Annotated in this window: 6 protein-coding genes; 2 read left to right on the top strand and 4 right to left on the bottom strand. The window is 75.2% G+C overall.

Annotated features, from left to right (window positions below; genetic code table 11):
- Positions 1–128: 128 nt before the first annotated feature.
- From ACFCX4_RS33125 to ACFCX4_RS33110, 4 genes are all read right to left on the bottom strand, one after another.
- Positions 129–1,232 (bottom strand): NADH:flavin oxidoreductase/NADH oxidase, encoded by a 1,104-nt coding sequence (locus ACFCX4_RS33125; protein ID WP_376150628.1) that lies wholly within the window; start codon positions 1,230–1,232, stop codon positions 129–131.
- Positions 1,233–1,380: 148 nt separating this feature from the next.
- A complete protein-coding gene (locus ACFCX4_RS33120; RefSeq protein ID WP_376150626.1) occupies positions 1,381–2,235 on the bottom strand; it encodes a fumarylacetoacetate hydrolase family protein in 855 nt (284 codons plus the stop codon).
- A complete protein-coding gene (locus ACFCX4_RS33115) occupies positions 2,228–3,202 on the bottom strand; it encodes a 3,4-dihydroxyphenylacetate 2,3-dioxygenase (protein WP_376150624.1) in 975 nt (324 codons plus the stop codon). The genes ACFCX4_RS33120 and ACFCX4_RS33115 overlap by 8 nt, the downstream gene beginning before the upstream one ends.
- The gene (locus ACFCX4_RS33110) at positions 3,195–4,700 is read right to left on the bottom strand and encodes an aldehyde dehydrogenase (protein ID WP_376150622.1); all 1,506 of its coding nucleotides are present in this window, start codon (positions 4,698–4,700) and stop codon (positions 3,195–3,197) included. Before ACFCX4_RS33110 ends, ACFCX4_RS33115 begins: the two co-directional genes overlap by 8 nt.
- Before the next feature lie 175 nt (positions 4,701–4,875).
- Between ACFCX4_RS33110 and ACFCX4_RS33105 the strand changes: the two genes are divergently transcribed.
- Complete coding sequence (locus ACFCX4_RS33105) at positions 4,876–6,390, top strand: aldehyde dehydrogenase family protein (protein ID WP_376150630.1); 1,515 nt, start codon at positions 4,876–4,878, stop codon at positions 6,388–6,390.
- The gene (locus ACFCX4_RS33100) at positions 6,387–7,130 is read left to right on the top strand and encodes a gamma-glutamyl-gamma-aminobutyrate hydrolase family protein (RefSeq protein WP_376150620.1); all 744 of its coding nucleotides are present in this window, start codon (positions 6,387–6,389) and stop codon (positions 7,128–7,130) included. Before ACFCX4_RS33105 ends, ACFCX4_RS33100 begins: the two co-directional genes overlap by 4 nt.
- The last annotated feature ends 66 nt before the right edge of the window (positions 7,131–7,196 follow it).

The raw sequence follows: 7,196 nt of genomic DNA, 5'->3' as shown, positions 1-7,196 counted from the left end.
CCCAGCGTGGCCCCCCCGGCGGGGCGGGCGCGCGGCCGGCCGGCCCGCCCCGGGGCGCCCGGGGGGGTGGGCCGGGCGCCCCCCCGCGGGCCCCACCCGCGCGGCGGGGGCGCGCACCGGCCGGTCGGCTACGCCCGGTGGTACTGCACCGGGGTCGTGACCGTGCCACCGAGGGCGGCGGCCGCGCGGCGGGCCCAGGAGGGGTCGCGCAGCAGCTCGCGGCCGAGGAGGACGGCGTCGGCGCGGCCGGAGGTGAGGATCTCCTGGGCCTGCTCGGGATCGGTGATGAGGCCGACGGCCGCCACCTGCATGCCGGTCCCGTTGCGGACGGCCTCGGCGAACGGCACCTGGAAGCCGGGGGCGGCCTCGATCCGGGCGTCGGGGACGAGCCCACCGGTGGAGACGTCCAGCAGGTCGACGCCGTGGGCGTGCAGTTCCTTGGCGAGCCGGACGGTGTCCGCCGAGGTCCAGCCCTCGCGTCCGTCCTGCGGGTTCTCGGTGAGCCAGTCGGTCGCGGAGACCCGGAAGAAGAGCGGCAGGTCCTCGGGCCACACGGCGCGGACGGCGTCGGTGACCTCCAGGGCGAAGCGGATCCGGCCCTCGAAGGAGCCGCCGTACCCGTCGGTGCGGCGGTTGGTGTGCGGGGAGAGGAACTGGTGGACCAGGTAGCCGTGGGCGCCGTGGATCTCGACGGCCTGGAAACCGGCGTCGAGCGCGCGCCGGGCGGCGTCGGCGAACTGCCGGACGATCTCCCCGATCTGTTCGGTGGTGAGTTCCTCCGGCGTGACCACCCCGGTGCCGAAGGGCAGGGCGCTGGGGGCGACGGTCCGCCAGCCGTGCTCCTCCTCCGGCGCGAGGGCGCGCCCGCGGTCGACCCAGGGGCGCTCGGTGGAGGCCTTTCGGCCGGCGTGGCCCAGCTGGATGACCGGGACGGTCCCCTGCTCCTTGAGGAAGGCGGTGATCCGCCGGAACGCCTCGGTCTGGGTGTCGTTCCACAGCCCGAGGTCGTAGGGGGAGATCCGGCCCTCGGGGCTGACGGCGGTGGCCTCGACGATGATCAGCCCGGTGCCGCCGGCGGCGCGCGCGGCCAGGTGGGTGAAGTGCCAGTCGTGCGGAACGCCCGCCGCCCCGCCGTCCGGCGCGGCGCTGTACTGGCACATCGGCGGCATCCACACCCGGTTGGCGACGGTCAGCGACCGCAGGGTGATGGGCGAGAAGAGCGTGGTGCTCATGTCGGACTCCTGGACGGATCGGCAGGCGAAGAGGAGACGTGCCACAAGTGATTGCAGGCGCAATCTCTGCCTAGACAATAGTTGCACGCGCGCCCCAATTGCAAGGCTCTCCTCTTCGCCGCCGTCCCGCCTCCCGGGGCCGGGGGCGTCAGTGGGTGGTGCGGACCGGGGGGCGGATGCCGCGGAACTCCCAGTCGCCGCCGAGGGCCGTCGAGAGCACCTCCTCGGAGGCCGTGACCTGGGCGCCGACGTCGGTGCGGATCGGGGTCGGGCCGGTCACCACGTGGTTGCGGAGGCGGCCGAGGCCCTCCGCCTCGACCTCCACGACGTCGCCGGGCCGGACCGGGCGGGAGTTGGCGGGGGTGCCGGAGAGCAGCACGTCGCCGGGGTTGAGGGTGATGGTGCGGGCGATGTCGGCGACCAGGTAGTGCATGTCCCACTCCATCTCGTCCGTGGAGCCGTCCTGGACGAGCACGCCGTTGACGTAGGTGCGCAGGTACTTGCCGCGGAAGTCCCAGTCGGTGACCAGGCCGGGGCCGAGCGGGCCGAGGGTGTCGGAGCCCTTCACCCGGAGCATCGAGCCGGCGTCGGTGTCCCGGAAGTCGTGCAGGCCGAAGTCGTTGGCCACCGTGTAGCCCGCGATGTACGCCCCGGCGTCGGCGGGGGCGATGTTGCGGCAGGTGCGGCCGATCACGATGGCCACCTCGCCCTCGTAGTTGAGGTACTGGCAGCCCTCGGGGCGGACCACGGCGCCGCCGTGCGCGTTGAGCGCGGAGAGCGGCTTGTGGAAGTAGGTCGGGGCGGGGGTGAGCCGGATGCCGAACTCCTCGACGCGGCTGCGGTGGTTGAGGTGGACGGCGACGATCTTGCCGGGGACGACCGGCGGCAGGTGCACGGCGGTCTCCGCGGCGACCCGGCGGCCGTCGCCGGCCACCAGCTCCTCGCCCTCGCGGCGGACCTCGACGGCGGCGCCGTCCAGGAGGATCCGGCGGTACTCAGGCATGGGTGGTCTCCTCGTTCCGGAAGTCGTCGGTCCCGTGCGGGTCGACGTGGTGGTGGGGGTCGTGCCGGACGGCGCCGGCGCGCGGCGCGGTCCAGCCCGCCGCCGGGCGGTCGAACCAGAGCAGTGCCTGCCCGGTGCCCACCGAGTTCTCGTACTCCCCGTACTGCCGCCCGGGCGCGGTGCAGTTCTGCTCGCCGAGGGCGCCGGCCATCATCAGGTAGTGGCCGAAGCCGGCCTCGGGCTTGAACCTGCGGAACTCGTCCATGGTGTCCAGGACCCGGTCGTGCCGCCCGTCGCGCAGCCAGTCGATCCGCTCCTCGTCGGCGGCGCGCGCCTCGGGGGTGAAGATGTGCGAGGGGTCGCTGGACTCGTGGTCGCGCAGCTGCCGCAGCGGCCAGAAGGTGTGCGACAGCGCACCCGAGGCGATCAGCAGGACCTTGCGGTCCACCGCTGCGATGCCGTCGGCGAGTGCCCGGCCGAGCCGCAGGTGGTCCTCGGCGTCGCCGGTCTGGCAGACCCCGATGCTCATCCAGCGCTTGTCCGGGAGCCCCTCGCCCAGGAACTTCCAGAGGTTGATGGTGGCGTAGTGGACGGGCAGGCAGGGATCGTCGATCGGGGTGATCCAGGTGCCGTGGCGCTCGGCGAACCCGGCCACCGAGCGGGCCAGTTCCTGGTCGCCGGGGTAGTCGTAGCGCATCCGGCGCATGCCGCGCGGCAGTTCCTCCGAGGTGAAGAGGCCGGCCCGGTGCTGCTGGGCGGCGATCACGAACTCGACGGTGGTGGCCCAGTGCGAGTCCAGGACCACGACGGTGTCGTAGTCCAGGGTCTCGAAGACGTCCCGGCGCAGCTCGCGCAGGCCGGTGACCAGGGTGACCTCCCGGCCCTCGTTGAGCTCGCGCCGGGTGGCCTCGGGCAGCACGATGGTGGGGACGTGGGCGAGCAGCCCGGCGCCTACGATCTCACCCATGGTCGGCCCAGCCCTTCGGTGAGGTGACGGTGTTGCGCAGGTCGCAGTAGAAGTCGAAGCTCCAGTCGCCGCCCTCGCGGCCGACCCCGGACTCCCGCGAGCCGCCGAAGGGCGCGCGCAGGTCGCGGACGAAGAAGCAGTTCACCCAGACCGTGCCCGCCACCAGCCGGTCGGCGACCCGGCCGGCCTGCTCGCGGTCGCCGGTGGCGACGGTGGCGGCGAGGCCGAAGCGGGTGCCGTTGGCGAGCGCGAGCGCCTCCTCCTCGGTGTCGAAGGTCTGCAGGGTGAGGACCGGCCCGAACACCTCCTCCTGGACGATCTCGGAGTCCTGGTGCACGTCGGTGAGCAGGGTCGGCCGGTAGTAGAGGCCGCCGAGCTCCTCGTTCGGCCCGCCGCCGAACACCGCGCGGGCGCCGGTGTCCAGGGCGCGCCGCACGAAGCCGTCGATCCGCTCCACCTGGCGGGGGTGGATGTTGGGGCCGAGGTCGGTCTCCTCCGCGCGCGGGTCGCCCTGGACGAGGGCGGCGGCGCGCGCGGTGAGCCGGGCGGTGAACTCCTCGGCCACCGAGGACTCGACCAGCAGTCGGGTGGCGGCCAGGCAGACCTGGCCGGCGTTGTCGAACTGCTCGACGGCGAGGTCCGCGGCGAGGTCGAGGTCGGCGTCGGCGAAGACCAGCAGCGGGGACTTTCCGCCGAGCTCCAGGCTGACCGGGGTGAGCCGCTGTCCGGCGGCCTCGGCGATCCGCCGGGCGGTGGGCACGGAGCCGGTGAAGCTGATCCGGCGGACGTCCGGGTGGGCGGTGAGCGGCGCTCCGACCTCGGCGCCGTAGCCCTGCACGACGTTGAGGACGCCGTCGGGCAGTCCGGCCGCCGCGGCGATGTCGGCGAGCAGCGAGGCGGTGAGCGGCGACCACTCGGCGGGCTTGAGGATCACCGTGTTGCCGGCCGCGAGGGCGGGGGCGACCTTCCAGGTCGCCAGCATCAGCGGCGCGTTCCACGGGGTGATGAGCACGGACGGGCCGGCCGGGTCCCAGCTGACCCGGTTGCTGTGGCCGCGGGTGTCCAGCTCCGGGTGGGCGAGTGCGAGCAGCCGGTCGGCGAAGAACCGGAAGTTGTGCGCGACCCGGGGCATGACGCCGCGCCGGTGGGAGCGGAGCAGGGCGCCGTTGTCGGCGGTCTCGACGGCGGCCAGCTCTTCGAGCCTGGCCTCGACGCCGTCGGCGACGGCGTGCAGCAGCCGGGCGCGCTCGGCGGGCGGGGTGGCGGCCCAGCCGGGGAACGCGGCCGTGGCGGCGGCGACGGCGGCGTCGGCCTCGACGGCGGTGCCCCGGGCGATCCGGGCCAGTTCGGAGCCGTCGATCGGGGAGTGGTCGGCGAAGGTGTCGGCGGAGGCGACGCGGCGCCCGCCGATCCAGTGCCGGGTGTCCACGGGGACCCCGGCCACCGTCGCGAGGTGGGGCGGCGGCGCGTCGACGCCGGCCGCGGGGTGGACGGACATGTGCGCCCTCCTGGTTCTCGTTTGGCTCCAAACAACGTAGGGGTCCGATCCGTCGAGGTCAACCCTTGGGTGCGGGCGTATTGTTGGTTATCGTTTGCTTCCAAATGACACCCCGGCGGTATCCGCCGCGAGTCGCACCGGAGGCACCGTGACGGGCACGCCACAGCACGAAGACATCCACGAGGACACCCACGAGGAGGGCCACGAGGACACCCACGAGGGCTGGCGCCGCCGCGCCCGCGCCCTCGTCCTCCCCACCGCCCACCTGATCGACGGCGCCCCCGAACCCGGCGCCGGCGCCACCTTCCCGGTGGTCTCCCCGCGCGACGGCCGGGTGCTGGCCGAGGTCGCCGCCGGCGGCGAGGCGGAGGCCGACGCCGCCGTCGCCGCCGCCCGCCGGGCCTTCGACCACGGCCCCTGGCCCCGGCTGGCCCCCGCCGACCGGGGCCGGGCGCTCCAGCGGCTCGCCGACCTGGTCGAGGAGCACCGCGACGAACTCGCCCTGCTGATCAGCCTGGAGATGGGCAAGCCCGTCACCGAGGCCCGCGACATCGAACTGCGCGCCGTCGCCGCCACCTTCCGCTGGTACGGCCAGCTCGCCGACAAGCTCACCGACGAGGCCCCGCACACCCCCGCCGACGCCCTCGCGCTCGTCACCCGCGAGCCGGTCGGCGTCGTCGCGGCGGTCGTGCCCTGGAACTTCCCGCTCACCATGGCGGCCTGGAAGGCCGCGCCCGCGCTCGCCGCCGGCTGCACCGTCGTCCTCAAGCCCGCCGAGCAGTCCCCGCTCTCCGCGCTGCGCCTGGGCGCGCTGGCCGCCGAGGCCGGGCTGCCGGACGGCGTCCTCAACGTGCTGGCCGGCCAGGGCCCCGACGCGGGCCGCGCGCTCGGCCGCCACCCGGACGTCGACGCGCTCGCCTTCACCGGCTCCACCGAGGTCGGCCGCCACTTCCTGCGCTACGCCGCCGACTCCAACCTCAAGCGGGTCTGGCTCGAACTCGGCGGCAAGTCCCCGAACATCGTGCTGCCCGACGCCCCCGACCTGGAGCAGGCGGCGGCCACCGCGGCCTGGGGCATCTTCTTCAACCAGGGCGAGATGTGCACCGCCCCCTCCCGGCTGCTGGTCCACCGCGACGTCGCCGACCGGGTGGTCGACGCGGTGGTCGCCCGGGCCCGCACCCTGCGGGTCGGCGACCCGCTCGACCCGGCCACCGAGATGGGCCCGCTGGTCAGCGCAGCCCACCGGGACCGTGTCCTCGGGCACATCGCGGCCGCCCGCGAGGACGGCGCCCGGCCGCGGGCCGGCGGCGGGCCGGCGCTCCCGGACACCGGCGGCTGGTACCTGGAGCCGACCGTCTTCGACCGGGTCGGCCCGGACATGCGGCTCGCCCGGGAGGAGGTGTTCGGCCCCGTGCTCGCCGTGCAGGTCTTCGACACCCCCGAGGAGGCCGTCCGGCTCGCCAACGACAGCGTCTACGGGCTGGCCGCCGGCCTCTGGACGGCCGACCTCGCCACCGCGCACCGGATGTCCCGGGCCCTGCGCGCCGGTACCGTCTGGGTCAACTGCTACGAGGAGGGCGGCCTCGAAGTGCCCTTCGGCGGCGTCAAGCAGTCCGGGCACGGGCGGGACAAGTCCGCGCACGCCCTGGACAAGTACACCGACCTCAAGACCACCTGGATCCGGCTGTGAGCGGGCCCCGTCCGCTGATCGCGCTGCCCGCCCGCTTCTCGGCCTCCGCCTCGGCGCTGCGCTACGCCGCCCTGGTGGCCGCCGAGTCGCTCGCCGAGGCCGTCCACCGGGCCGGCGGCGAACCGTTCGTGATGCTGCCCGCCGGACCGCGCACGCCCGGGGCCGCCGGCGCGGACGAGGTCGCCGAACGGCTCGCCCGTTGCGCCGGCCTGCTGCTGCCCGGCGGCGGTGACCTCGATCCGGCGCACTACGGCGCCGCCTCCCGGCACCCGGACGTCTACGACCTGCACGCCGGGCAGGACGCCTTCGACCTCGCGCTCGCCGGCTACGCCCTGTCGGCCGGGCTGCCGACGCTCGCCGTCTGCCGCGGTCTGCAGGTGGTCAACACGGCGCTCGGCGGCACCCTGGAGCAGGACATGGGCGGCCCCGGCCACGACCACCGGCACGTGGTGCACGCCCTGGCGCCGGAGCCCGGGAGCCTGCTGGCGCGGGTCACCGGCCCGGGGGAGCGGGAGGTGTCCTGCTACCACCACCAGCGCGTCGACCGGCTCGGGCGGGGCCTGCGGGTGACGGCCCGGGCCGCCGACGGCACCGTCGAGGCGGTCGAACTGACGGACCCGCCGGGCTGGTTCCTCGGGGTGCAGTGGCACCCCGAGGACACGGCCGCCGCGGACCCGGCGCAGCAGGCCGTGTTCGAGGGCCTGGTCGAGGCCGCCGCCGCCGAGGGGCGCCGGGGCTGACGGCCGACCGGAACGGCCGACGGTGCCGGGGACGCCGGAAGGCCCGGTCCGCCGAGGGGGCGGACC

This window comes from Kitasatospora sp. NPDC056327 (genome assembly GCF_042261735.1).
Taxonomy (GTDB): domain Bacteria; phylum Actinomycetota; class Actinomycetes; order Streptomycetales; family Streptomycetaceae; genus Kitasatospora.
This window is presented reverse-complemented; position numbering and strand designations above follow the sequence as displayed.